This window comes from Cobetia sp. 4B (genome assembly GCF_018831605.1).
In the GTDB taxonomy this organism is placed as follows: domain Bacteria; phylum Pseudomonadota; class Gammaproteobacteria; order Pseudomonadales; family Halomonadaceae; genus Cobetia; species Cobetia amphilecti.
In genome coordinates this window covers 2,316,059-2,338,004 of record NZ_CP059843.1, presented here as the reverse complement: position 1 = coordinate 2,338,004, position 21,946 = coordinate 2,316,059, and the positions used below count along the sequence as shown (strand labels likewise).

The 21,946-nt window shown below is 60.2% G+C and carries 18 protein-coding genes; 3 read left to right on the top strand and 15 right to left on the bottom strand.

The features are described 5' to 3' along the window. Window positions 1-292: 292 nt before the first annotated feature. Entirely contained in the window at window positions 293-1,942 is a 1,650-nt protein-coding gene (locus tag H2O77_RS09820) for a sigma 54-interacting transcriptional regulator (protein ID WP_240548567.1), read from the top strand. Between the two features lie 214 nt (window positions 1,943-2,156). On the opposite strand, the gene H2O77_RS09815 is transcribed toward H2O77_RS09820, so the two are convergent. From H2O77_RS09815 to H2O77_RS09805, 3 genes are all read right to left on the bottom strand, one after another. Beyond that, window positions 2,157-2,903 (bottom strand): retron Ec48 family effector membrane protein, encoded by a 747-nt coding sequence (locus tag H2O77_RS09815; protein ID WP_215822883.1) that lies wholly within the window; start codon window positions 2,901-2,903, stop codon window positions 2,157-2,159. 4 nt (window positions 2,904-2,907) lie between these two features. Beyond that, window positions 2,908-4,086 (bottom strand): reverse transcriptase family protein, encoded by a 1,179-nt coding sequence (locus H2O77_RS09810; RefSeq protein ID WP_215822881.1) that lies wholly within the window; start codon window positions 4,084-4,086, stop codon window positions 2,908-2,910. 386 nt (window positions 4,087-4,472) lie between these two features. Then, on the bottom strand, window positions 4,473-5,576 hold the full coding sequence (locus tag H2O77_RS09805; protein ID WP_215822879.1) for a hypothetical protein: 1,104 nt from the start codon (window positions 5,574-5,576) through the stop codon (window positions 4,473-4,475). Window positions 5,577-5,735: 159 nt separating this feature from the next. On the opposite strand from H2O77_RS09805, the gene H2O77_RS09800 reads away from it, so the two are divergent. After that, on the top strand, window positions 5,736-6,242 hold the full coding sequence (locus tag H2O77_RS09800; RefSeq protein ID WP_215822877.1) for an OsmC family protein: 507 nt from the start codon (window positions 5,736-5,738) through the stop codon (window positions 6,240-6,242). Window positions 6,243-6,397: 155 nt separating this feature from the next. Here H2O77_RS09800 and H2O77_RS09795 read toward each other — a convergent pair whose 3' ends face one another. The 5 genes from H2O77_RS09795 to H2O77_RS09775 form a co-directional block, all read right to left on the bottom strand. Beyond that, on the bottom strand, window positions 6,398-7,066 hold the full coding sequence (locus H2O77_RS09795) for an RraA family protein (RefSeq protein ID WP_131432145.1): 669 nt from the start codon (window positions 7,064-7,066) through the stop codon (window positions 6,398-6,400). A 22-nt stretch (window positions 7,067-7,088) separates the two neighbouring features. Continuing rightward, window positions 7,089-8,393, bottom strand: a complete 1,305-nt coding sequence (locus H2O77_RS09790; protein WP_054556964.1) for a TRAP transporter large permease subunit — start codon at window positions 8,391-8,393, stop codon at window positions 7,089-7,091. 3 nt (window positions 8,394-8,396) lie between these two features. Next, on the bottom strand, window positions 8,397-8,918 hold the full coding sequence (locus H2O77_RS09785; protein ID WP_215822875.1) for a TRAP transporter small permease subunit: 522 nt from the start codon (window positions 8,916-8,918) through the stop codon (window positions 8,397-8,399). A gap of 10 nt (window positions 8,919-8,928) precedes the next feature. After that, on the bottom strand, window positions 8,929-9,918 hold the full coding sequence (gene dctP / locus H2O77_RS09780; protein ID WP_192838901.1) for a TRAP transporter substrate-binding protein DctP: 990 nt from the start codon (window positions 9,916-9,918) through the stop codon (window positions 8,929-8,931). A gap of 578 nt (window positions 9,919-10,496) precedes the next feature. Further along, window positions 10,497-11,924: a sodium:solute symporter family protein gene (locus H2O77_RS09775; protein ID WP_215822873.1), complete on the bottom strand. Its 1,428-nt coding sequence runs from the start codon at window positions 11,922-11,924 to the stop codon at window positions 10,497-10,499. Window positions 11,925-12,111: 187 nt separating this feature from the next. On the opposite strand from H2O77_RS09775, the gene H2O77_RS09770 reads away from it, so the two are divergent. Further along, window positions 12,112-13,197, top strand: coding sequence for a LysR family transcriptional regulator (locus tag H2O77_RS09770; protein WP_215822871.1), 1,086 nt, complete (start codon window positions 12,112-12,114; stop codon window positions 13,195-13,197). 109 nt (window positions 13,198-13,306) lie between these two features. Here H2O77_RS09770 and H2O77_RS09765 read toward each other — a convergent pair whose 3' ends face one another. The 7 genes from H2O77_RS09765 to H2O77_RS09735 all read right to left on the bottom strand — a co-directional run bounded on the left by H2O77_RS09765 (window position 13,307) and on the right by H2O77_RS09735 (window position 21,855). Continuing rightward, window positions 13,307-14,827 carry an aldehyde dehydrogenase gene (locus tag H2O77_RS09765; RefSeq protein WP_215822869.1) on the bottom strand — a complete coding sequence of 507 codons (1,521 nt, stop codon included), beginning with the start codon at window positions 14,825-14,827 and terminating at the stop codon, window positions 13,307-13,309. Next, window positions 14,824-16,194, bottom strand: a complete 1,371-nt coding sequence (locus tag H2O77_RS09760; RefSeq protein WP_215822867.1) for a Zn-dependent hydrolase — start codon at window positions 16,192-16,194, stop codon at window positions 14,824-14,826. The genes H2O77_RS09765 and H2O77_RS09760 overlap by 4 nt, the downstream gene beginning before the upstream one ends. Window positions 16,195-16,334: 140 nt before the next feature. Further along, window positions 16,335-18,062, bottom strand: a complete 1,728-nt coding sequence (locus H2O77_RS09755) for a thiamine pyrophosphate-binding protein (protein WP_215822865.1) — start codon at window positions 18,060-18,062, stop codon at window positions 16,335-16,337. Window positions 18,063-18,200: 138 nt separating this feature from the next. After that, a complete protein-coding gene (locus tag H2O77_RS09750) occupies window positions 18,201-19,004 on the bottom strand; it encodes an aldolase/citrate lyase family protein (RefSeq protein ID WP_215822863.1) in 804 nt (267 codons plus the stop codon). A 3-nt stretch (window positions 19,005-19,007) separates the two neighbouring features. Further along, entirely contained in the window at window positions 19,008-20,297 is a 1,290-nt protein-coding gene (locus H2O77_RS09745) for a TRAP transporter large permease (RefSeq protein ID WP_054556959.1), read from the bottom strand. Next, on the bottom strand, window positions 20,294-20,875 hold the full coding sequence (locus H2O77_RS09740) for a TRAP transporter small permease (RefSeq protein WP_240548566.1): 582 nt from the start codon (window positions 20,873-20,875) through the stop codon (window positions 20,294-20,296). Before H2O77_RS09740 ends, H2O77_RS09745 begins: the two co-directional genes overlap by 4 nt. Before the next feature lie 2 nt (window positions 20,876-20,877). Next, complete coding sequence (locus tag H2O77_RS09735; RefSeq protein ID WP_215822861.1) at window positions 20,878-21,855, bottom strand: DctP family TRAP transporter solute-binding subunit; 978 nt, start codon at window positions 21,853-21,855, stop codon at window positions 20,878-20,880. Between the last annotated feature and the right edge of the window lie 91 nt (window positions 21,856-21,946).

Genomic DNA, 21,946 nt, shown 5'->3' with positions numbered 1-21,946 from the left:
AACCATGCCAATTTTTAGTCTATTGATTTTATTGAGCTTTATTTGACGGCGGTCGCCGAGTGATTCATTTATGGATCACTCGTGCGCCATTAATGATTCAAAAATGGATCACTGATTCATTTGTGGATCACATTCGGGCATCATCGAGAGTGTCTTCAAGCGCAGTGCGAGAAAGACCAGCTAGAAAGACCTGCTGGAAAGAACTGATAGAAAGAAGCGCTAGAAAGAACTGCTAGAAAGACCTGCTGGAAAGCCCCGCCCGATTCACAGGCTCGACCATGAGGTGCCCGCCATGTCAGAGCTCGACCGTCAGATTCTCAAGACCATCATCGACACCGCTCACGATCACTACTTCGTGGTCAATGCGGATGGCCAGGTGATGGATGTCAGTCCCGGCGCCGCGGCGGTCTATGGCATGACCCGCGAGGAGTTGTGTGCCGCCAACGTGCATGAGCTGGAAGCCAGCGGCGTGCTCAAGCCCTCCATCAGCCTGGAGGTGCTGCGCACGGGGCGCACGCTGCAGATGATGCAGCTCACCGCCACTGGGCGGCGGGTAGTGGCGCAGGCGCATCCGGTGTTCGTCGCGGGCAAGCTCGAGTGCGTGGTCAGCCGCTCGATGGACCTCACCGATATCCAGCTGTTGCAGCAGGAATACGCGGTGCTTCAGCAGCGCTTCAGTGATCATCTGCGTCGCAACTCGCGCGGTGGCGATCTGGGCGGCGTCAGCCAGGGAGAAAGCGATTGGACAACGGCGGGGGCAGGGCAAGCAGTCCAGGCCACTGAGCAATATGCACAGAGCCAGGCTGAACAGCGGCAACGTGAACAATCAGCACGAGAGCAGGCCGAGTGCGAAGACGCCGCGCTGGAGCTAGGCGAGCTGCAGGTCAGAAGCCCGGTGATGCGCGAGATAGCACTGCTGCTCAAGCGGGTCGCGCCCACCAACGCCACGGTATTGATGCTGGGCGAATCCGGGGTCGGCAAGACGGCCTTCGCCCATCAGCTGCATCGCTGGAGCCAACGCGCCGACGGCCCCTTCATCGAGGTGAACTGCGGCGCCATCCCCGAGAGCCTGTTCGAGTCCGAGATGTTCGGCTATCAGGCCGGTGCCTTCACCGGCGCGGGCAACCGTGGCAAGGCGGGCCTGATGGAGCAGGCCGAAGGCGGCACCCTGTTCCTCGATGAGATCGGTGAGCTGCCGCTGGCCACCCAGACCAAGCTGCTCAAGGTGATTCAGGACGGGATGATCACTCGCCTGGGCGACACCACCACTCGCCGCGCCGACTTCCGTCTGGTCGTCGCCACCAATCAAGACCTCGCCGCCCGCGTGGAGCAGGGCCAGTTCCGCCTCGACCTCTACTACCGCATCAATGTGCTCCCCGTCAGCCTGCCGCCGCTGCGTGAACGCCGCGAAGACATTCCCGCCCTGATCGAGCAACACCTCTCCCGCCTCAATCAACGTCACGGTCGCCGCAAGCTCCTCGACGCCTCGTTATGGCCCATCCTCATGCGCCAGGACTGGCTCGGCAATATCCGCGAACTGGAAAACTGGCTGGAACGCGCCTGGCTCAGCGCCCCCAGTGATGTCATCGACAGCGAGTCAGTGAAAACACTGCTCAACACTTGTTCCACGAATAACGCTAATGGACTAGGCAATTCATTTAGCTTCAGTAATGACAAATCTAATGGAATAGGCGTTACTGAAAATTTTACCACTGCCGATAACTCTCATCGTCCCAACTCCCTCTCAGAGCCTGCCGCTGAGGGGGCGGTAGCCATGCCAATCCCCAAACTCGGCCCTAACGAAACTCTCAAGGAAGGCCTGGCACGCATCGAAGCGCAATGGCTCCGAGAGATGGCTGCCGAGCTGCCCAGTACCTATGCAATAGCGAAGAGGGCAGGGATCAGTCAGCCGTCGGTGGTGAGGAAATTAAAAAGGAGCTAAAAATTATATTAATATATAAATCGATTGAAATAGTATTTATCTTGAACGTTGTACTGACAAGATCCCCTGTGAGGCTAGTGAAATATGATGTCAAGAGGTTTTTTTGTGAAGTGTCATGCATAAAGATATATGCAAGTAATCAATAGACTAGGCGATGCTAGAATTTTGCTTGTTCCTTAACATGCTGATTTATAAATTAAGACATTCGCTGGCTTTATCTATATTGTCTGCCTGGAATAAAAGATTTGTCATTATCAAGATAGCAGAAAGATGTATTAATTGTTTCTATAAGATTAATGATTTGGCTTTCAACTTCATAGAAGTCAAGTCTAGGCATTATATGTAAGGTTATACCGATGCGTTGATAATGTTTGATCGCATCAACCTGGTGCTCTGTATATTTGAACTCTTTTGATGTGGGTGAGATAAAAAGGCTATTAGACTTCTGTATTAAACTTGATATTTCTTTTAATATATCAAAGTATTTATCTGATATTTTTAACTGTCCTTCTTGTGAGTCCGGGTAGATAGCGTTATACCATTTTAATAAGTCAAATGTGCTATGTTGCAACTTATCACGTTTGTTAATTTCTTCACCAACGTATTTAAGAAACACGCTGACGTTAGAGATATGTATATTGGAGTTGGACGCTTTTTTGCTGCTTATATAGTTTTTGCATGCTATATTAAAACTGCCAAAGGCAAAAATCCCTAATATTGAAGCTCCAGTAGCTTTGGATACACTTATTGCTGTACTAGCTTGTTCGTAAAATAGCTCTACGCATTTGTTAGTGAAGCAGAGGTTAAGGTCAAACAATTGGCCCTGAAATCCAGTAAATAAAAGTATAGCTGAGGCCGCACAAAAACCTACTATAAAAATTATAGTGCAAATTATGTTTACGAGAATGAACTCGTTTTCTGAGCTATAGGCGTATTTGAATTTTTGTACTAACGTATCCATTAAGTTACTCATATTGTGGCCTTATAGTCTTCAGCTTAAATCTTAGTGTTTTCGCTATATTTGGGAAACTTCTCTGTATAATATTTAAGCGTTCATGCGCTTGGAAGTATTTCTTTTTGTACCAATAGTCATGTAAATGTGTAGGGTAAATATGTTCAAGCTGCCTTATCATGCTCCGAGCCCTGATTACAGCCTGACGATTCGGTAAAGGTTTAACTTTTCTCAATCTAGAAATTAATTTTTTATGCTGAATATGCTTAACCCGCGCGAGTTTATTTACGCGTCCAATACATTTATTATAATCTTTTTTGTAAGCATTAGAAGTACGATAATCCGGATGTTTAGATAATTTTTCAATATTCCTAACCGCAGCTCTTATTTGTCTTGCTTCCTCAGGTGGTAATCTCGGCTCTTTGAATGAAATTCTTAGGCCATGAACTAATATTGGTGCAGAGGATAGCCGTTGAACAGTAGTTTTAGCTTCATTGATTGGCAGATCTTTTGAATGAAGCATATCAAATACTAATTTTTTTGCAAAAGAGAAGTCGTAATTAGGATGTTGTGAAGATATAGTGATGTCATCAACAAATCTTGTGTATTTGACATCCTTATTTTCAAGCCTTTTAACAACATCTGGTTCTACATCAAAGAGAGATAGACAAGCTAAGTAACTAGAGGTCAGGCCGCCTTGCGGAAGTTTATTTTTATAGGTGCATAGGTCTGTTAGCAATTCAGCAACCTCTTGGGGGTACTTGAATAGCTTGATAAATATGTTAAAAATCAAATCGGAATGAATGTTGTCAAAAAAGTCCTTTACATCAATTTTTAAAACCGATTTTGCCTGGCAGTGTATGCTTGCACATGTTACATAATCCTTTTTCATTTCAATTTCATCATCTCCTATTGTATTGGGTATCGATCCATATAAATAGCTTGGCCATTCGATTACGTTCGATGATGAGAATATTCTTTTGTTAAGTCTTCTTTGTATGGTTCTTATTCTATGGTTGGGTTTATAGATTTTTCTAAAGTTTCCATCGGCTTTTGGCAAGTTTTTTTCTTTATAACGCTTTTCTGTAGACAGTGCATTAGCTGCATTGATTTCTTCTAAGGTAAGGTTAAGAGCTTTAGCTAGATTCTGAGGGCTAGCAATAACACTACCTTTTATCTTGTAGTTATTCATGATTATGATTTCAATAAAAATGATAAATGTGGGCGCGATCGACTCATTCTATAGAGCTTGAATTGAGCAAAGTTACTTACGCTGGCACTCTAGCATTGACTACAGCCTTTGCCTTCATCTGATTACGCCCACCGTCCAGAGGTGTTGCTACACAAGCCCAAGCCAAAGTGCTTGGAGCCCCCTCGAGCCTGCATCGCTGCAGGCGCCCCGATTCAACGGAGCATCAACTCCAATGCTATTTAGAGTGCTAGCTGCAGAAAGTAAGCGAGTCGCTTACGCAGTTAAATCATTGCAACTCCTCTCAAGTATGTCAATAAATGTATTCGAGTATTTCGTCTAGTAATATAGTATTAGGCTCGAGGATTCTGGCCTTTTTAGAGCCGAACTTAATTAAATTGTTCTTCCATTACCACCAGACTCTCCATCACCCCTTCACATAACGGCTTGATCTCGCTGAAGCCTTCATCAACTGAGAGGTCTGTCTTGGCTTTGGCGTAGGTGGTGCCGTCGGCGGTGGGGTGGTAGCTGGTGCAGTGTAGGCGGATCAGCTTGTCGTCGAGGAAGAGGCCGTATTCGCGGGTCTGCGTGGTGATGGGTGTGCCCTGGTGTCGCTGAGTCATGGCGATATCGAACCAGTAGACCTGACGGTGATCCACTCGGGTCAGGCCGGAGTCGAGCATCTGACTGTTGATGGGCGCCCATTGCGCCAGTTGGTCCGTGGCGGCCATTACCTTGAGCTGCGCATCGCTGACGGTGTCGCCATGCAGATCATAGATCTCGAGGATGATCATGTCGGTGCCGGTACCCGCCTGACTCTGCCATTTCTGCACGATATGCGGCAGGCGCCCCTCGGCGGCAGACCACGAGGCGGGCAGATGCAGCGCCAGGTTGATGCCCAGTGACTTGGCGTGGCCCTTGGTGTGGAATTCCTGGAAATAGCCGTCGTACAGCTCGTACACCGGCTCGATCTGATACTTGGTCGCCAGCAGGAATTCCTTGAACGGCGAGGGCAGGTATTCCCCCTGGGCGCGCAGATGAATGGCCTCGATGAAGCGGGCCGCGAAGTCGCTGGTCAGCTTGTCGGTGGTCAGCTGCGAATCCAGCTCCTTCTTTATCTGACGGCGGATGCCTTCCAGCACTTCGCGCGCGTGGTCCTTGCCCATCAGGGTGGCGAGGTTTTCCGCCAGACGATGGGTGATATTCGGGAAGGCATTCTTGAAGTAGGCGGAGGCCAGTTCCGCATCCGGCGCGAGGCCGGGATACTCATCGGCGATGCGTGACAGGGTGATGTCCTGGGCGATGACGAAGCCGTAGGTACTGCTCAGCGTATTGATGACCTTGGGCGTGGGGCGAAACTGTGCGGCTTCGGCGCGTGCCGAGGCACCGGGGGTAATGAGACATAAGCCCAAGCTCAGGCCCAGTCCGAGCGTCAGGGCGGCGGCGGCCAGCCCGGGAATTGCCCCAAAGGAGCGTGTTACGGCAAACGCCATGCGTGACATCCTGTCAGAGTGCGATCGATTCAATCCTATCATCGGCCTACGGTGACTTCTTGCGTGCTGACGCTGTTCAGATGCCTAATCAGGCAGAAGTATCAGACTGCGCGTCATGCGGCGCACGCGGTTTCCCTTGTGAGAGAGCAGCAGACAACGATGTCCAGACGACACCAGTATTCGGTTGAACTTGAGTGGACCGGCAATCGCGGTGATGGCACCCGCCATTACACCGCCTATGAGCGTGATTTCGTGGCCCGCGTCAGTGGCAAGCCGAGCCTGGAAGGCTCCGCCGACCCCGCCTTTCGGGGCGACGCTGACCGCTGGAATCCGGAAGACATGCTGGTGGCCTCCGTCTCGGCCTGCCACAAGCTGTGGTATCTGCACCTGTGTGCTGAGGCCGGCATTCGTGTCATGAGCTATCACGACCACGCCGAGGGCACGATGCAGGAAGGCGCTCCCGCCGCGGATGACAAGACTCAGACAGAGAACCCGGGCGAGGCGGGACGCTTCACCTCCATCGTGCTGCGCCCCGAGATCACGCTGGCCGCCGGTGACGATATCGCGTTAGCCCATGAGCTGCACCACCGAGCGCATGCGCTGTGCTTCATCGCCAATTCGCTGAATTTTCCGGTCAGCTGTGAGGCGGTGATTACCCATCAGTGATGGGTAGCCCTCAGCCCGCGTCGGACTGAGCGTGTCAGACCGACCGTGTCAGACCGACCGTGTCATACTGACCGTGTCAGAACCCAAAAGGCCACCAGAGCAATCTGGTGGCCTTTTTTGGTTTCAGCGTCTCGCAATCGCATCAAGCGAACGGATCAACCGCGTGCGTTCACTTCCTCGATCAGCTTGCTGGAGCCGGTGAGGTCCGGCAGGCAGGCGCCGTCGGCAATCTTCGCCAGCAGCACTTCTTCGGCTTCTTGCACCTCGATGGCGTGGCTGGCGATGGCCGAGACTTCCTCGGGCGCCATCACGATGACGCCGCTTTCATCAGCGAGGATGGCATCGCCCGGATTGACGACGACACCGCCGATGCTGACCGGCACATTGAGCGCGCCGCCGATACCGGCGAAGCGGGTGGTCAGCGAGGCGACACCGCGACTCCAGACCGGGAACTGCTTGTCGCGAATGGTCAGCGCATCGGTGGCCATGCCATCGATCACCACACCCGCCACGCCGAGGCGTGAGGCGACTTCCGTCATCACGCCGCCCCAGCAGGCGCGGTGGCGATCGCCCTGACGATGCACGATCAGCACATCGCCCGGGCGCACCAGGCGCATCAGGTGGTTGAGCAGGGTGCCGTCTTCCGGCGGCAGCGAGACGGTGACGGCGGTACCGGCGATGCGCACCTCGGGCAGCATGCTGGCAATCGCCGGTTCGACGAAGCCGTGGGTGTGGAAGTGGCCGATGGTGGCCGTCTCGCACTGCTTGAGCTGTTCCAGCCGTTCAGGCGCGACCTGCGCTGGCATGTCATTGAGTTGGTACATGGAAGTCTCTCGTCGTGGTCGGTCAGATCAGGCTGGGCAGGAAGGTCGTCAGCCACGGGGCCCAGTAAAGCATCAGCATCGCGAACAGGAAGCAGATGACGATCGGCCAGGCCGCGGCGTAGATGGTCTGCATCGGCGTCGCTGGGGCGGCGCCTTTCACCGCGAACAGGTTGTAGCCGAAGGGCGGGGTCAGACTGCCCACCGAGATGTTGATCAGGAACAGTGTCCAGAACCACACCGGATCAAAGCCATACAGCTTGACCAGCGGCGCGTAGATGGGAATCACCACCATCATGAAGGCGATCTGATCGATGAACATGCAGGCGATCAGCGGAATCAGCATCAGGATCAGCAGCATCCACACTGGATCGAGATCCAGCCCTGTCACGCTGCTCACCAGACCGCTGGTGGCGCCGGTGAAGCTCAACAGCTGCGAGAACAGCTTCGAACACGCCAGGATCAGGATGATCATGGTGCTGACCTTGAGCGAGGACATCACCGCCTCGCCGGCCATCTTGAACGAGAACTTGCGGTAGTAGGCCGCGACTACCAGCGAGCCCAGCACGCCGGTGGCGGCGGATTCGGACGGCGTGGCGATGCCGAGCAGAATCAGGCCGAGCACGGCGAAGATGATGATGGTGAACGGCAGCATGTTGATCACGGCGCGGCGCTTTTCCTGGGCCGTGCCGCCACCGCTTTCATCGACGGGCGGCGCGCGGCGCGGGTCCAGCGTGATGCGCACCTTCACATAGAGGATGAACAGCGCGGCCAGCAGGATGCCGGGCAGGATACCCGCGATCAGCAGGCGCGCGATGGAGACATCCACCATCGAGCCGATGATGATCACCAACAGGCTCGGCGGGATGATCGGCGCGAGACTCGCCCCGCCCAGAATCAGGCCGATGGAGAGCCTGTCGTCATAGCCGCGCTCCTGCATGGTCGGCAGCGCCGAGCGGCTGAGCATGGCGGTCACGGCCAGTGCCGAGCCGGACAGGGCACCGAACAGCGTCGAGAGGGCGACGACGAAGAAGTAGAGGCGACCCTTCATGCGGCCCATCAGGGCATCCAGCGAGTCGAAGATCACATCGATGGAGCCGGAGCGGAACAGCAGCTCCCCCATCAGCACGAACAGCGCGATGGTGGTCAGCGTCTCCGAGGTCATGCTGTCGTAGACACTGTTGGCGAACATGCCGAAACCGGCGGTGCCCATCAACCACAGCGTACCGAGCACGTTGATGGTCAGGAAGGCGGCGAAGACGGGGATGCCGAGGGCGAACAGGCCCATCAGCAAGGCGATGGCCAGGCCCAGAGAGGTATACCATTCCATGACTCAGGGTCCTTTTCTGGCGGCGGTAGCCGGGGGCGTCGCGCGGCTAGTCGAGCGGCTAAAGGCGTGGCGCAGGAAGTACAGGGCGGCGCTGATCATCGCGTAGGCGATGAAGCTGGAGACCCAGTACTTGGGAATGTCGAGGCCCATGGCGGTGGTGGTGTGGTAGTTGAACTGACGCAGGCTTTCCTGCACGCAGATCCAACCGGCCACGGCGCAGACGGCGCCGGTCACCAGGGCGAGGAGACGATCATAGAAGGCGCGCGCGGCAGGGCCGAGGCACTCCGGCAGCACGGTGATGGCGATATGGCCATGGGTGCGTGCCAGTTCCGGCGTTGCCAGCGAAATCGAGAGGCATAGCAGGTAAGCCACCATCGCGCCGGACCACAGGGTGGGAGAGTTGAAGAAGTAGCGCGCGATGACTTCCAGCCAGAAGCACAGGACGATGCCACACAAGGTGACACCGCCCAGAAGGAAGCCTGCTCGCGTCACGCCGTCATGCACACGTGCAAGCAGGGTTAGCATGGTGGATTCCTTACTCGCTGACGGTGGTCAGGTTCTTCTCGATCGCCAGCTCACGCATGGCGGTCACCGTGTCCGGGGTCTTGTCGATGCCCAGCTGCCAGATACCGTCGGTGACGAGGGCATCCAGACGCTCGGCGTCTTCCGGTGCGAATTCGGTGGCCTGCATGCCGGCTTCGTCGAGCGCCTTCCACTCTTCGACTGCCAGTTCATCCAGGATCGGGACGATCTCGGTTTCCAGCTCACGCCCTTCGTCGAGCAGCACTTGCTGCTGTTCTGGCGACAGGGTGTTGAAGGCGTTCAGGTTCATCAGCACGAAGTTGTAGGTCTGACCGAAGGTCGGCTTGGAGTAGTAGCCGGCGACTTCCTGCCAGCCCATGTCCTTGACGCCATTCAGGCCCCAGGCCGCGCCGTCGATCACGCCACGGTCCATCGCGGAGTAGACATCGCCACTGGACATCAGCACCGGCGTACCGCCCAGGCCCTTGGTGACGTTGGTATAGGTGGGGCTACCGCGCAGACGACGGCCATCCAGACCCGGCGTACCAGTGATCGGCTCCTTCAGCACGTACTGGAAGCCGTGGCTGCCCAGCGGCGGAATCGCGATCAGTTTGAGGCCCAGGCCGTTGTAGTGCTCATCGACCATGTCCCACAGGCCGGATTCACGCGTCTGTTCCGGATTCACCGCCACGCCATCCATCGCGGCGCCGACGCCGGTGGTGTTGGTGTGGTAAGCGGCGTGGGTATACAGCAGCTGGAAGACACCGGCCGCGACAGGCTGCAGCTGCTCGAAGGGCGGCACCACATCCGGACCGGTCAGCTTGATGGTGAGGTCGGCGGCCTTGTTGGCTTCGACTTCCTTGATGAAGCGCTGGGCAATCTCGCGGGAGTAGGCAGTGGTCTGGTCGTAACTGGACAGCATGCGCAATTCGGTGGCCATGGACTGGGTGGCCGGGAGGAGGGCGAGCAGCGGGAGCAACAGAGCGGGCTTGAGGGTTTTCATAGCAGTATCCACGTTATCGTTATTGTGAGCGGGGCAGTGCATGCGGGACTTCTCGTGACCATGATGCTGCGTCCGGGAGATGCATGCGGTACCTGTCCCTGCTTCTTGTTGTGATGGTACGCCTTCAATCTATGAGGCCCTCCCTTCGCGGTCAACGAATCATCAGCCTTTTGGGCTTTCAAATTTCAATACGCAGTATTTGCCAAATTTATGTAAGAAAATATGTGTGTATTGTGCGATGACAACATGCGGGGATTGCGATGAGAAATTGGCCGATCAATGGCAGAAAAGACAGGCAAGTCGTCGCAGGGATAGTGGGCAGTCGCTCACGATAAACCTGCCTGAAGGCATCTGCTCGGTCAGCAGAATGGTCATCGGAATGGCCATCATAGTGGTGAGCAGGAAACCCGCAGAGCGATGGATCCTGAACACGGGAAAGCCCCCGTTGCCGATGCTCTCAAGAGGTCATCGGCAACGGGGGCTTTCGGGGGGGACATCACTACTTGATAAGCACTGAGCGCAACTGTTCTCTCAGTCAGTCAGCTCGGCCAGTCAGTGCGCCAAGTCAGCTCGGTCAGTCAGCGCGCCGCAGACTCGGTCGAGAGGCTCAGGCTCGGTTTGCGCAGCGCCAGCGGCATCAGCGCCAGCGAGACCGGCAGGCCGATCATCACCGGGTGCAGGCCGAAGGGATGGCCCAGCACCTGCCACAGTACGGCGGTGGCCAGCCCGCTCCACATCATGATCACCCCGCCACGCGGGTCTGGCGTGCGACGGCACAGCGCGACCACCGTCGGCACCAGCACACCGCAGACCAGCATCGCGCTGCCGAGAATCCAGATATCGAGCAGACGCGGGGCATAGAGCGCCAGGCCCAGCGAAATCAAGGACATGGCGACCACCGAGTGGCGGCTCATGCGCAGCATGAAGGCATCATCGCGGCCCTTCATGCGCGGCTTGATGATGTCGTTGGCGATGGAGGACGCACCGGCGATGAAGAACGAATCCGCGCACGAGATGATGGTCGCCAGCAGCACGACGACCATGCTGACCATCAGCGGCAACGGCAGAGTGGCCTTGATGATGGCGTAGAAGGACAGGTCCGGATTGGCGACCGCGATATCCAGCCCCAGCTTGGCGAAGGCGCCGATCAGGACCACGGCACCGCCGACCAGCAGCGTGAAGACGATGGCGACGGCGTAGCCGGTGCGTGCCGCCTTGAGGCTGCGTGCGGCCCAGAAGCGCTGCCACAGGTCCTGGCGCACGAACTGATAGGCGCCGATGGTCAGCATGTAGACCGCCAGTTCATGCCCGGAAATGCCGGTCAGGCTCAGGAAGTCAGGGTTGCCTTCGGGCATCGGTGCCGCGCTGATGAATTCCCAGCTGCCGCTGGCGTAGTAGACGGTGACCAGCAGAAAGAAGATGCCCAGGGTCTGCAGGGTGCCCAGGATGGCGTCTGACCAGATGACCGCCATCAGGCCGCCCAGCCATGTCTTGGCGGTCAGCAGCGCCCAGGTCAGCAGGATGCCCACCGGCAGCGCCAGGCCGAACACCAGCTTGAGCACCGTGGCCACGGCCACGAACTGCATGCCGGTGATGGCCGCGTAGGCACACAGGATACTGAGCAGGGTCGGCACCCTGACGCCTTCGCCAAAGCGACTGACCAGGAAGTCGGCCAGGGTCACCATGTTGAGGCGCTCGCCTTCGGCGTGGATCTTGCCGATGAAGAAGTACAGCGCAATGCCTGCGAAGGTCATGCCCACCGGCAGCCACAGCTGGCCCATGCCGAAGGTGTAGCCCTTGGAGACGAAGCCCAGCAGGGTAGAACCGCCGACGGCGGTACCGATCAGCGTACAGATCAGCGGGAAGGTCGAGGTGGAACGGCCTGCGACATTGTAATCATCATAGGTCTTGATGCGGCGGAAGAAATAGAGCGAAAGCCCCATTAGAAATACGCCACATGCTATGATCATGATCGAGAGAATGAAGGTTTCTCGGGTATCGAACATCGTCGTGTTTTCCGCTTTATTGATATTGTATTGATCGTCATTAGTGTCTTGAGCGAGGGGGAATATATCACTCGAGGGCAGACGTTGGTGACGCGGTGCTGACTTTATTACCATCTGGCGTGCCACCGGGAGTGCGTTTCATTGCGCTCTTGCCGGTCGCGCCACTTTCGGGACAGGAACAATCGCCATGCGACCCATACATGACACGCTGGACTGGAACCTGCTGAGAACATTCATCGTCATCGTCCAGGAGGAAAGCGTCAGTCGGGCCGCGGCGCGTCTCTACCTGTCACAGCCAGCGGTGAGTCTGTCACTCAAGCGCCTGGAAGAACGCCTGGGGCAGCGTCTGATCGAACGGGACAGTCACAGTTTTCGCGTGACCGGGGCGGGGCAGGTGGTCTATCGCGAGGCGGTGGAGATCTACGCCAATGTGGCGCGTCTCGCCTCTGAGGTGGGCAATAGTCATACGGAGATTTCCGGACATGTCTCGCTCCTGTTCATCACCGGCATTGAATGCCGTTTCCTTGATAGCGTGTTTGCACGCTTTCACCGCTGTTTCCCCCAGGTCACCTTCTCGATCCAGGAAATGTCCAGTCACGAGGTGCAGCAGGGTTTGCTGCAGCGCCAGGGGGCCTTGGGTATCTGTCTGGCCCAGCAGACGCCTGAACAGCTGATGTCCCAGGTGCTGGCGCGCCAGAATTACCGCTACTTCTGTGGTCGCATGCATCCGTTGTTCGGTCAGCAGAACCTGCCGATGGATGCGCTGCGCAATGAACGCTATGTCTCCTTTGGCAGTGAGCAGCTCGATGGCGTGCTGTCACCGCTGGCGATGTTCCGTGCTCGCGAAGGCGTGCAGGGTCCGGTGATCGGTCAGTCCAGCAGCCTGCAGGAAATCCGCCGCATGGTGCTGGCCGGTTGGGGCATCGGCTGCATGCCCGAGCACATCGTGCGCCGTGAAGTCGCGGAAGGGGAGCTGTGGCCCCTGCCGCCCTACGGTGGCGTGGCCGATATCGACCTGCACCTGATGTGGCACCGCGAGGCGCGTTTCAGTGCCGCCGAATCCACCTTCGTCAACTTCATGCACAACGCGCTGGCCAAGGTGCCGCTGGAAGAGCGTCTGCATCGCGGGCTGGAAATGCAGCCCACCGCGGCCTCTGCCGCAGCCGACGGCGTGCCGGCCAGTCGCGACCCGCTTGCCGCCGTGCATGCTGATGCTGATGCGGCCCAGCCGGGTGCTGAACGGCCAGATTCCGGCGAGGGCGAGACCGTCTAGACCGAACCTCAGTTTCAAGCCCCATTTCTCGACTACCACCATCGACACCGCTGCCATCCTGCAATATCGGATGACAGCGGTGCCTTGGGTGGGTGGGTCGTCACAGGCCTCAGTAGGCGAGATTGATCCAGGTGGTCTTCAGGTCGGAGTACTTGTCCAGCGCGTGCAGTGACTTGTCACGCCCGAAACCGGACTGCTTGACGCCACCGAAGGGCACGCTGATGTCGCCATCGGCGTAGCAGTTGACCCACACCAGCCCCGCCTTGAGACGCCGCGAGACACGATGGGCACGCGCCAGATCGCGGGTCCACAGGCCAGCGCCCAGCCCGTAGATGGAATCATTGGCCAGTTCGATGGCCTCTTCCTCGCCGCTGAAGCGGGTCACGCCGAGCACCGGGCCGAAGATTTCCTCGCGCATCACGGTGCTGTTCTGGCCGCCTTCCACGATGGTCGGCTCCAGATACCAGCCGCCGGCGGTGGCGTCGCTGGGCGCGATCGCCTGACCGCCCTGATGCAGCGTCATGCCTTCCGAGAGCGCCGTCTCGACGAAGCCGAGCACCTTCTCGTGGTGGTCCGCGCTGACCAGTGCGCCCATGCGCGTGGCCGGGTCGAGCGGGTCACCGGCCGGCATGGCGCGGGCGCAGGCGATCAGGCGCGGCATGAAGTCATCGAAGATGGCCTCATCGACATACAGGCGCGAACCGGCGATGCAGACTTCGCCCTGATTGATGAAGATGGCGTCTGCGGCGGCGCGAGCGGCCTGGTCCAGGTCCGGGCAATCGGCGAACACGATATGCGGCGACTTGCCGCCACACTCCAGCCACACACGCTTGAGGTTGGAGTCGCTGGCATAGCGCATGAAGCGCTTGCCGGTCGCGGTGGAGCCGGTGAAGGCCAGCGCATCGACTTCCATGTGCAGGCCGAGCGCCTGACCCGCCACCGCGCCGAGGCCTGGCGTGACGTTGAACACGCCCGCTGGAATGCCGGCTTCATCGGCCAGTGCCGCCAGACGCAACGCACTCAGGCTTGAGGCTTCGGCCGGCTTGAGCACCACGCTGTTGCCCAGTGCCAGCGCCGGCGCGAACTTCCAGGAAGCGATCATCAGCGGGAAGTTCCACGGCACCACCGCCGCGACCACGCCCAGCGCTTCACGGGTGATGGTGGCGTGCACGTTCTCGCCGGTGGGCGCGATCTCGTCATAATGCTTGTCGATGGCCTCGGCGTACCAAGCCACCGAGCGCGCGGTTTCCGCCAGATCAAAGCCCAGGCTGTCGCCGATCGGCTTGCCCATTTCCAGTGTCTGCAGCAGCGCCAGTTCTTCGGCATTGTCGCTGATCAACTGGGCAAAGCGCTGCAGCACGGCCTTGCGGGCCTGGGGGGACTGACGCGACCAGACACCGGATTCGAAGGCTCGACGCGCGGCCATCACGGCGCGGTCGATGTCCTGCTCGGTGCAGGCGGTGATATGCGCCAGCACTTCGCCGGTGGCCGGATTGTAGGCCGGGAAGGTGTCGCAGCCGGTGCTTTCGGTATAGGCACCGTCAATGAAGGCACGCGTCTCGAAGGTCAGCGCTGCGGCGCGTTGCTGCCAGTCGGCATGCGTCAGCGGGGCGGATGTGGCAGTGCTCATTGGGCGTTCTCCGCGGTGTTGTGGGTCGCATTGGCGTCGTCAGTGTTGGTGCTGACGATGCCGGCGCGCTTGAGCATCGCCAGCAGCAGGACGTTGGCGCCATCCTCGAGATCGGACGGTTCGGCGTTCTCGCTCTCGTTGTGGCTGATGCCGTCTTCGCAGGGCACGAAGATCATCGCCACCGGATTGATGCCGGCGATCTGCACGGCGTCGTGACCAGCACCGGTTTCCATGTCGCGGTAGCTGAGCTCCAGCTCCTGACTGGCGCTGCGCACCATCTCGATCAGTTCCGGCGCGAAGGGCGTCGGCGGAATGTGCTGGACCTCGATCAGCTCGATGTCCACGCGCTGCTTGTCGCTCTGGTTGGCGGCGTGATGCTTGAGGCACAGCGCCTTGAGCTGGTCGTGCATCTCGGCGAGCACCGCCGGTTCCAGGTGGCGCAGGTCGACGCTGAAGCGCACCTGGCCCGGAATCACGTTGCGCGAGTTGGGATGCACATTGAATTCGCCACAGGTGACGCGACCGTTGGGCTGGTAGGCATCGGCCAGCGTCAGGATGTCGCTGACCAGCGCGCAGGCGGTCTTGAGCGCATCGCGGCGGTAGGGCATCGGCGTCGGGCCGGCGTGGGCTTCCTGACCACTGACCACCACGTCGAACCAGTGCAGACCCAGCGAGCCGGTGACGGCGCCGATGGTGATCTCTTCCTGCTCCAGCACCGGGCCCTGCTCGATATGCGCCTCGAAATAGGCGCCGAAATCATGGCTGCCCACCGGCACGTCACCGGCATAGCCGGTGCGCGCCAGTGACGCGGCAACGCTGTCGCCGTCGCGGTCGGTGGCGGCCAGGGCCTTCTCGAGCGGGATCAAGCCCGCATGCACGCCGGACCCCATCATCACCGGCACGAAGCGGCTGCCTTCCTCGTTGGTCCAGATCACCACTTCCAGCGGGGCTTCGGTCTCGATGCCGCGCTCATCCAGCACGCGCATGACTTCCAGGCCGGCCAGCACGCCGTAGCAACCGTCGAACTTGCCGCCGGTGGGCTGGGTGTCGATGTGACTGCCGGTGGCGACCGGCGGCAGGTTGTCATTGCGCCCCGGGCGACGCGCGAAGATGTTGCCGATCTCGTCGACGCGCAGTGTCAGGCCCGCGGCCTCGAGCCAGCCGGTGACCAGCTCGCGGCCGGCGCGGTCTTCTTCGGTCAGGGCCAGACGGCAGTTGCCGCCCTTGGGCGTCGCGCCGATCTCGGCCAATGTCATCAGCGCGTCCCACAGGCGCTTGCCATCGACGCGCAGGGCGAGGCTATCCAGAATCTGCTGGGTCTGTTCGGTGTTGGCAGAGGGAGCTGAAGGGGTAGTGGTAGTGGACATGTTGTTGTATGACTCCTGTCGTCGCGCTCTGGCGGCATGGTTCAACTGTTCTGACGGTTCAACTGTTCTGACTGGCGACCTTCCCGCCTTCGGGCGACGGGAAGGTCCCCCGAAGGCGGGAAGGAGCGCCTCCCTGTGACTTACTCGGCCGCGTTACGCGTGAGGGCATCTTCACGGATGCCGCTGAGCAGCTTGCCCGGGGCGATGCCGTCCGGGTCATAGCGCAGCTCGATCAGGGCCGGCAGACGCTCGCGGTCGGCGAATTCCAGGGCGCGCTTGAAGCTTTCCTCGAAGTCCTCGTCCTTCTCCACTACCTGACCCAGGCCGCCGTAGGCGGTGACCAGCGCGGCGAAGTCCGGGTTGGTGAAGGTCAGCGCGATCTCGCGGCCCGGGAAGTCGTTTTCCTGGTGGGCGCGGATGGTGCCCCACATGCCGTTGTTGAACACCAGCACCACGACGCCGAGGCGGTACTGCAGTGCCACGCCCAGTTCCTGCAGGTTCATCTGGAAGCAGCCATCACCGGCGTAGCAGACGGCGGGGCGTTCCGGGAATTCCAGCTTGCTGGAGATGGCGGCGGGCAGGCCGTACCCCATGGAACCGACGGTCGGGGCCAGCGAGCTGCCCAGGCCACGGAAGCGCACGTAGCGGTGTGCGTAGAGCGCGTAGTTGCCGGCGCCGACGCTGATGCAGCCCTTGCCATCGAGAATGCGGTCGACGGTCAGGCTGACCTTGTCCAGGCTCAGCGGGCCCGGCGACGGCTGCTCTTCCAGCGTGGCCAGATAGGCGGCGCGCGCCTCGCGGGTAATGCCGGACCAGCGCGGGGCGCTATCCGGTGACAGGGTGGAGAGCGCCAGTGCGAAGCCGTTGACGTCGGTATTGATGGCCAGCGTCGGCTGATAGACGCGGCCCAGCTCTTCCGGGTCTGCGTAGATGTGCACCAGCTTCTGGGTCGGCACTGGCGACTGGATCCAGCTGTAGCCTTCGCTGGTGGCTTCGCCGATACGGGTGCCGACGGCGATCACCAGGTCACTCTCGACCAGCTGCTGGCGCAGTGCGTCATGCATGCCCATGCCGACGTGACCGGCGAATTGCGGCAGTTCGGCATCGACGCACTCCAGACGGCGCCAGGCGACACCGGTGGGGATATCGAAACGCTCGGCGAAGCCTTCCAGCGCGACCTGGGCATCGCGGGTCCAGCCGCTGCCACCGACCAGCAGGAAGGGGCGCTCGGCAGAAGCGAGCAGGCTCTTGAGCTCATCCAGCTGCGGCTGACCCGGATAGGTGGCCAGACGCGGGTGCGGCTTGACGTCCGCGACCTGGGCTTCGCCCCACAGGGTGTCTTCGGGCAGTGCCAGCACCACCGGTCCCGGACGGCCGCTGCGCGCCACCTGATAGGCACGCGCGATGTATTCCGGAATGCGCGAGGTGTCGTCGATCTGCGCGACCCACTTGGTCATCTCGCCGAACATGCGGCGGTAATCGATTTCCTGGAAGGCTTCGCGCTCGATGAAGTCACCCCCGACCTGACCGATGAACAGGATCATCGGCGTGGAATCCTGATAGGCGGTGTGCACGGCGATGGAGGCGTTGGTGGCGCCCGGGCCACGGGTGACGAAGCACACGCCCGGCTCGTTGGTCAGCTTGCCGTAGGCTTCGGCCATGTAGCCTGCGCCACTTTCCTGGCGGCAGACGATGGGCTCGATGGCGCCCTTGTGCTCATTGAGCGCATCGATGCACGGCAGGTAGCTTTCGCCCGGCACCAGGAAGACACGCTTGGTGCCGTGCAGACGGATCTGGTCGACGAGGATCTGCCCGCCATTGCGCAGCGGCAGGGTGGAAGCGGAGGAAGTGTTCGCGGCCTGAGTCATGGGAGTGCTCTCGTTGTTGTTGAGAATTCGTTGTTGAGAAATCAGTGTTGAGAAATCGGATGTTGAGAAATCGGTGTTGAGACGTCGGTACTCTTGACGCGGTAATGAATTCGGTGCGGCGCTCGGCAGGGCAGCCTTTCAGAACTGAGGCGCGGTGTTGTCGACGGGCATCGGGTCAGCGCCGTGAGCGGGCATGAGGTCATACAGCGCCTCGAGCTGTTCGGGGTAGATGACGCAACGCGCCTGCAGCCCCTGCTGATTGGCCCAGTGCTGGTCGGTGCCCAGCCCGTGCTTCCAGCGCCACGGGCCATCGATGGCCAGCCGGCGATGGGTCTTGCAGGCTCGCGCCAACCGCTGACGCCACGGCTTGAGCGTCTCGGTGATGGCGGCGGCGGGCTGGTCGGGCATCAGGCCCAGATCCGTGGCCAGGTCCCCGGTACCGATCAGCGCTCCCAGCAGGCGTGGCGTGTCATCGCCCGCGGCGAGCAGTTCCTCGGCGGCCAGCAGTCCGGCCCGGCTTTCCAGCGTCGCGACGCTCTTCAGACTGCCCCGTGGCAGGCCATGCAGGGCTTCCTGCTCGGCGAGGGCGTCATCCAGCGCGGCCAGCTGGGCGCGTTGCTCGACGGCGGGCAGGAAGATGGCGGCGGGCGCGCCAGTGGGATCGCCCAGGGTGGCGCTGATCAGCTCTGCCAGCTCTTCGCGACCGCCGTGCTCCAGCAGGTTGAGGCGCACGGCCGGCCACACCTTCAGGGCACGGGCGCGTCTGGCGAAGTCGGTGAAGCGACTGATGGCAAGCTTGCGTCCGGCGGCCGGGGTGAACTCTTCGAGATCGACCACGATGGCATCGGCGCCGCTGGTGAGGGCGGCCTGCAGACGGGCGGCGTCGTCACCCGGCACGAACAGCCAGCGCTGGGGAAGCTTGTGGTCCATGGCGGTGGTCATCACTCAGCCCTCCATCAGGTTGGGCAGGAACAGCACGAGTTCCGGAATGAAGGTGATCAGCATCAGCACGGTCAGCATCGCGCCCAGCATCAGGCCCAGCGGGCGCAGCGAATCGCTGACGTTGATCCCGGCGATGCGACAGGCGGCCATCAGGTCGATCCCCAGCGGCGGCGTATTGGCGCCGATGGCCAGATTGACGGTCAGCAGTACCCCGAAGTGCACCGGGCTGATGCCGTATTGCGCCAGCAGCGGCATCACGATGGGCGTCACGATGATGATGATCGCCACGCTTTCCATGAAGGAGCCCAGTACCAGCAGCACGGCGGTCAGCAGCAGCAGGACGCTAATGCGGCTGTCGGTGAATTCGCCGATCAGCTGGGCGATGGCCTGCGGCACCTGCTCGTAGGTCAGGCCCCAGGCGAACATGCCGGCCGCACCGATGATCAGCAGGATGGCGCCGGTGGTCTCGGCGGTTGCGCGGACGCTGTCCAGGAAGCCGCGCCAGGTCAGGCTGCGATAGACACAGGTGCCGATGATGATGGCGTAGAGAATCGCGGAGGCGGCGGCTTCGGTGGGCGTGAAGACCCCGAAGCGGATACCGCCGATGATCATCACCGGCACCATCAGGGCCGGCATGGCGCTGAGCAGGGCGCGGCGACGCTCGCCGGGCACACGGGCCGCGACACCGCCCGACCAGCCATGCTTGCGTGACATGTAGAGGGCGACGCCGACCAGCGCGACGGTCAGCATCAGGCCGGGGATGATGCCGCCCATGAACAGCTGGCCCACCGAGGTATTGGAGGTGGTGCCGTAGACGATCATCACGATGCTGGGCGGAATCACGGTGCCGATGGAGCTGGCGGTACCTACCAGCGCACTGCTGAAGCCCTTGTCATAGCCGTTGCGGGCCATGGTGGGCAGCAGCATGCTGCCGATGGCGATCACGTCCGCCACGCCGGAGCCGGACAGCGCGCCGAACATCATGCAGGCGAGCACCGCGACCACCGCCAGTCCGCCGCGGATATCACCGACCATCGCCATGCACAGGCGTACCAGGCGTTCGGTCAGACCGGCGCGGTTCATCAACTGGGCGGCGAGCACGAACAGCGGGATCGCCAGCAGGGTGAAGCTTTCCATCCCGGCCACGAATTGCTGCGCCGAGACCATCATGGGCGCGGCACCGAAGGCCAGCAGGTAGAAGAGGGCCGACATCAACAGCGCGAAGGCGATGGGAATGTCGATGAGGATGCCGAGCGCGAATACGCCGAGCAGAGCCAGGGCGCCGAGAGTCATGAGGCATCTCCTTGGCGTGGGGATGACGTGGCGTCATCGGCCAGGGTGTCACGGGAGGTTGCGGTCGGCGTCAGCAGGTGCTCCAGCTGTACCAGTGCCATCGCGGTGCAGCACAGCGGCACGGACAGATAGACGATACCGGCCGGAATCTGCAGCGCGGTGGTGGTCTGACGCATCGTGATGGCACTCAGGTCCATGCCTGCCTTGGCCAGCAACAGCAGCATGATCAGGATCATGGCGTCAGTGATGCGTCCGGTGATGCGCTGGACACGCACCGAGCGCACCAGCAGCGGCAGCAGGCCCGCACTCAGGTGAGTGCGGTTGCGGGTGCAGGACACCGCGGCCAGCAGGGTGGTCCATACCAGCACCAGCTGCGGCAATTCTTCTGCCCAGTGCGGCGGCTGGCCCATGACCCAGCGCATGAAGACGGTCCAGATCACCAGTGCCGACAGCGCGGCGACTCCGCTGGCAGCCAGGGCCAGACAGCCCCGGCAGCTCCAACGTGAGAGGGTGATCATCAAGGTACGCACGGCACACAACACGGCCAGCGGCTTGACGGAGGGAGAGGCGGAAGACATCGTTACTCGCCCTTGCGGTATTGCTCGATCAGGCCCATCAGCTCAGGCCCGAAGACGTCGGTGTACTCGGCCCACACACCCTGCACCTTGGCATTGAAGGGCGCGGTGTCGACCTCGTTGACCTGCATGCCTGCCTCTTCCAGCTTGGCGACCAGCTCGGCGTCGTCCTTCTGGGTCATCGCGCGCTGCTTGTCACGCCATTCGTCGGCGCTCTTCTGCACTGCGGCCTGATCCTGCTCGGAGAGCTGGTTCCAGGTGAAGTTGGAGATGGTCAGACACGCCGGTGCCCAGACGTGACCGGTGAGGGAGACGTAGTCCTGCACTTCGCTGAAGGAAGAGGAATAGATGATGGCCAGCGGGTTTTCCTGGGCATCGAACACGCCCTGCTGCAGCGCGGAGTAGAGCTCACCGAAGGACAGCGGCGCCGGGCTGGAACCCAGTGCGGTGAAGGTGTCCAGACGCATCTTGTCCGGCGTGACGCGAATCTTGAGGCCGGCGAGGTCTTCCGGGGTGGTGATGGGGCCACGGTTGTTGGTGACGTGACGGAAGCCGTTTTCCCACCACGACAGGATCTTCATGTTGTGCTCGTCGGCGACTTCCTCGAGCGCATCGCCCAGCTTGCCATCGTAGGCGGCGTAGGCGTGTTCGCGGTCCGGCCAGGAGTAGGGCAGCTCGACGATGCCGAAGCGGGCATCCAGCGGCTGGAAGGAGCCACAGCCGATCACGCCAGCCGGCACGCTGCCGATCTGCATGCCTTCCACGACCGTCTTCTCGTTGCCGAGCTGTCCGCTGGGGAAGACCTGGAAATTGACGCGGCCATCAGTGGCCTCGGCGACATCCTTGGCAAAACCTTCCGCAGCGATGTTCCAGCTATGGGTGGGCGCCAGCACGTGGCCGAGCTTGATATCCTGAGCCTGAGCGGCGCTCAGCGGCAGGATAGTGGTAGCGGCAATTGCAGCGGTCAGCAGGGTACGCTTCATCGGGACACCTCTTGGAGTTGTTATCGTTGTGACAGGCGCCTCTGTGTGCGCCTTGATCCAAGAGTGTGTTCTGTTCGTGTATTTCGGTAGT

Bases quoted from the DNA above. Each gene is read 5' to 3' on its own strand.
- H2O77_RS09815 (WP_215822883.1), bottom strand. From the start codon at position 2,903: ATGGATACGTTAGTACAAAAATTCAAATACGCCTATAGCTCAGAAAAC.
- H2O77_RS09740 (WP_240548566.1), bottom strand. From the start codon at position 20,875: ATGTCTTCCGCCTCTCCCTCCGTCAAGCCGCTGGCCGTGTTGTGTGCC.
- H2O77_RS09795 (WP_131432145.1), bottom strand. From the start codon at position 7,066: ATGTACCAACTCAATGACATGCCAGCGCAGGTCGCGCCTGAACGGCTG.
- H2O77_RS09810 (WP_215822881.1), bottom strand. From the start codon at position 4,086: ATGAATAACTACAAGATAAAAGGTAGTGTTATTGCTAGCCCTCAGAAT.
- H2O77_RS09800 (WP_215822877.1), top strand. From the start codon at position 5,736: ATGTCCAGACGACACCAGTATTCGGTTGAACTTGAGTGGACCGGCAAT.
- H2O77_RS09770 (WP_215822871.1), top strand. From the start codon at position 12,112: ATGCGACCCATACATGACACGCTGGACTGGAACCTGCTGAGAACATTC.
- H2O77_RS09765 (WP_215822869.1), bottom strand. From the start codon at position 14,827: ATGAGCACTGCCACATCCGCCCCGCTGACGCATGCCGACTGGCAGCAA.
- dctP (WP_192838901.1), bottom strand. From the start codon at position 9,918: ATGAAAACCCTCAAGCCCGCTCTGTTGCTCCCGCTGCTCGCCCTCCTC.
- H2O77_RS09790 (WP_054556964.1), bottom strand. From the start codon at position 8,393: ATGGAATGGTATACCTCTCTGGGCCTGGCCATCGCCTTGCTGATGGGC.
- H2O77_RS09775 (WP_215822873.1), bottom strand. From the start codon at position 11,924: ATGTTCGATACCCGAGAAACCTTCATTCTCTCGATCATGATCATAGCA.
- H2O77_RS09805 (WP_215822879.1), bottom strand. From the start codon at position 5,576: ATGGCGTTTGCCGTAACACGCTCCTTTGGGGCAATTCCCGGGCTGGCC.
- H2O77_RS09735 (WP_215822861.1), bottom strand. From the start codon at position 21,855: ATGAAGCGTACCCTGCTGACCGCTGCAATTGCCGCTACCACTATCCTG.
- H2O77_RS09745 (WP_054556959.1), bottom strand. From the start codon at position 20,297: ATGACTCTCGGCGCCCTGGCTCTGCTCGGCGTATTCGCGCTCGGCATC.
- H2O77_RS09785 (WP_215822875.1), bottom strand. From the start codon at position 8,918: ATGCTAACCCTGCTTGCACGTGTGCATGACGGCGTGACGCGAGCAGGC.
- H2O77_RS09760 (WP_215822867.1), bottom strand. From the start codon at position 16,194: ATGTCCACTACCACTACCCCTTCAGCTCCCTCTGCCAACACCGAACAG.
- H2O77_RS09750 (WP_215822863.1), bottom strand. From the start codon at position 19,004: ATGACCACCGCCATGGACCACAAGCTTCCCCAGCGCTGGCTGTTCGTG.
- H2O77_RS09755 (WP_215822865.1), bottom strand. From the start codon at position 18,062: ATGACTCAGGCCGCGAACACTTCCTCCGCTTCCACCCTGCCGCTGCGC.
- H2O77_RS09820 (WP_240548567.1), top strand. From the start codon at position 293: ATGTCAGAGCTCGACCGTCAGATTCTCAAGACCATCATCGACACCGCT.